Origin of the sequence: Acinetobacter rongchengensis (assembly GCF_003611475.1) — a bacterium.
In the GTDB taxonomy this organism is placed as follows: domain Bacteria; phylum Pseudomonadota; class Gammaproteobacteria; order Pseudomonadales; family Moraxellaceae; genus Acinetobacter; species Acinetobacter rongchengensis.
Window position 1 is genome coordinate 1 of record NZ_RAXT01000119.1, and the last position, 2,635, is coordinate 2,635.

Below are 2,635 nucleotides of genomic sequence, written 5' to 3' on the forward strand. Positions count from 1 at the left end.
CAAATCATATAGATTTTCCATGCGTTATCCGATCGAAGAGGTGCTTTTAAAGGATCTGGATAACCAAATCCTTCGACCAAATGAAAGTATATATCCATTATATTAACTTATAAGTTAACTTTTTGTTGAAAAAGTTTTTGAAATTTGACAGAAAGTTTTATATTTCTCATTATAAATTAAAAAAATATCTAATTAATTTTAAATTTTTGAGTTTTATTAATATGTTAATTTTTCCTAAAATTAACATAATACACCTTATACGCAATGCTTTTGAAATTGTGTTATAATTCAATTTGTTGATTCAAGTTTTATAGCCCATTCACCCTCGAATGGGCTTTTTTTATGATTTTTCATGTTCCACGCCTATTACTTAAGCAATGTTTCACAACTTTGTTCATATTAGTTAAACAATCGTGGTTAATCATAGGGTCTAAAAAAACGGCTCCAAAAGCCTCTTTTTTCTGGTTCAGGCTCTACGTGTTCAGGAACAGGAATTCGCTTGTTTTCGATTACTTCAGGTTCTTTAGGTGGCATTGCTATCACTTCTTCTTTTGCTTCTGTCGCTGGTTCAGGCTGTACCGATCCATGATCACCAGATTGAGTGATTTGGGGTTTTGGTGCTTCCAATAGACGTTGCATGGCTTCGATTTGTTCCTGATAGAATGATTCACGTTCTAGCGATTGATTTTCTCTAAGCAATGCCTGATTTAACTGTTTTTCCAGTATGTCAACTTGACGTTTTAGTAAGTCAACTTCTGTCAAGTTTTGACTGTTAATTGATTGACTTTGATTGACAGTAGTCTCTTTTTTTTGTGGTTCCCCAAAAACTCTTAAGGCTTCTACAAAGTCAATTAAGCCATCAGATCCTTTAGATAAATTTCCTTTGTTTATATGTGCATATATGGCTTGTCTTGAATATCCGTAAAGCTTGGCCAACTCTGAAACTGACAGTTTTTTCATTATGTAAACCAGTTTTTAACTTGTGTTAATACTTGACTGTTAACTTAACAAGTTCAATTGACAATGTCATTGAAATCCAGCTTTTCTGAGTAAAGGAAGTAACTCCCTAAATTTTTCAGTATCCAAAAACATGTCAGCAATACGAATAGCAAATTGTTGATAGCTCTCTGTACCTTGAGAATATTTGCTCATTTCAGGCATTTCAGAAAGTTTTGCTGCAAATAAATAACGTTGAGCATCTGTCATTGGAATAAATAAATCAGGTGTTTCGGGATCTCTTTTAAAGTCTTTTACTGTCGGTTTACTTGCTTTTTTCGACTTAAATTTTAATTCTAGGTGTGTAAACTTACGTCCTGTTTTTATCAGTTCATATTTAACCGCATAAGGTGATTTCTCATTGATTTCATGGATAGCTGTATCTATTACACGTTTTTTTAAATCTTTAGTAGCGTCGTATTTATCGAATAAGGCTAAAGAGTACCGTAGATCATCTAAACTAATTTTACAGTAACCAGTTGACTTAAATTGCATCATCATTTGATAAAAGCGGAAACTATAAACACTGCCAAAATTTGCAACATCATCAAGTAAGAATTGAGTGAAATTTGCTTTTAATTCACTAAGCAAAGGTAAAATTCGACTATCAAAAACAACTCTAGCGACGATGTCATCACTACGTCGGCCAAAAGGCAAAGATTCTAATAAATTATATTTTCTCAACCCATTTATATAATTTTTATAATCCTCTGGATTTGGATATTTTGCTTTTAATCGAGCATCTGCATTCTTATCAAAGCGTAATACCTCTGATAGCCAATGAAATTCTAAAATCCCTGCATTAGTTTCAATGAGTAAAGTCTTTTTCATTAAATCTTTAGTAGCGTTTCGAATATCTCTTGTTGCTTGATCAGCATTGGCACCTAACCGAATAAAGTCTTCTCTTGTAATGTAATACGCTTGTTTCGGGTCTATTGGTTGGTTTTTAGGTATTTGTGCTAATGCCGACAATAGCAAACGCTGTTCACTAACACTTAAATTATATGATGCTTTAACGATGGAATTGTCCATTACAACTAGATCACTATTCACCCGACAAATTGTCCTTTTTAAAAGTAATTGGGACTTTTTTAACACTGTCCTACTTTTAAGTCAATCAATAAAAGGACAATTTATTTTTTATCCCTTTTCACCGACAATCCGTCCCCTTTTCACCGACAATCCGTCCCCTTTTCACCGACAATCCGTCCCCTTTCACCGACAATCCGTCCCTTTTAATTGTCACAAACCCTTATGACTCTTAGCTTTGATGGGTGTCTAAAAACATTTAAAAATATTAAAAAATAATAAAAAAGAGAGAAATTAAAAAAACCTGTGGATAACTGCCCTATGTACTCGCTTCGCTTGTACTCTATTGCTGCTCGTTCCTCGCAGCGTGGGGGCAGTTTTTAGCTAATATCTACTTAGTGTTCTAAAAAACAAAAACAACTATGAATTCGCTTCGCTCATGAGCTTTTTTGCTCGCTTCGCTCGGTCTAGGTGCATAGGGCTGCATCAAAATACAGATTTTCTAGGGTTCAAGGCACTTAAAAGCGGTTTTTCAGGGGGTCTAGACGCAACTTTTCGTTGTGTCGCTCGTAGACACTCGCTAATAACTTATTGATATTGTTTAGATATA

Annotated in this window: 2 protein-coding genes; both read right to left on the reverse strand. The window is 34.1% G+C overall.

The genetic code is table 11. The annotated features are described in order from the left end of the window. Window positions 1-417 precede the first annotated feature (417 nt). A complete protein-coding gene (locus tag D7V20_RS18860; RefSeq protein WP_120385371.1) occupies window positions 418-960 on the reverse strand; it encodes a plasmid replication DNA-binding protein in 543 nt (180 codons plus the stop codon). A 66-nt stretch (window positions 961-1,026) separates the two neighbouring features. Continuing rightward, entirely contained in the window at window positions 1,027-2,028 is a 1,002-nt protein-coding gene (locus tag D7V20_RS18865) for a RepB family plasmid replication initiator protein (RefSeq protein WP_235831678.1), read from the reverse strand. Window positions 2,029-2,635 lie beyond the last annotated feature (607 nt).

Coding starts and splice junctions, on each gene's coding strand:
- D7V20_RS18865 (WP_235831678.1), bottom strand. CDS start 2,028: ATGGACAATTCCATCGTTAAAGCATCATATAATTTAAGTGTTAGTGAA.
- D7V20_RS18860 (WP_120385371.1), bottom strand. CDS start 960: ATGAAAAAACTGTCAGTTTCAGAGTTGGCCAAGCTTTACGGATATTCA.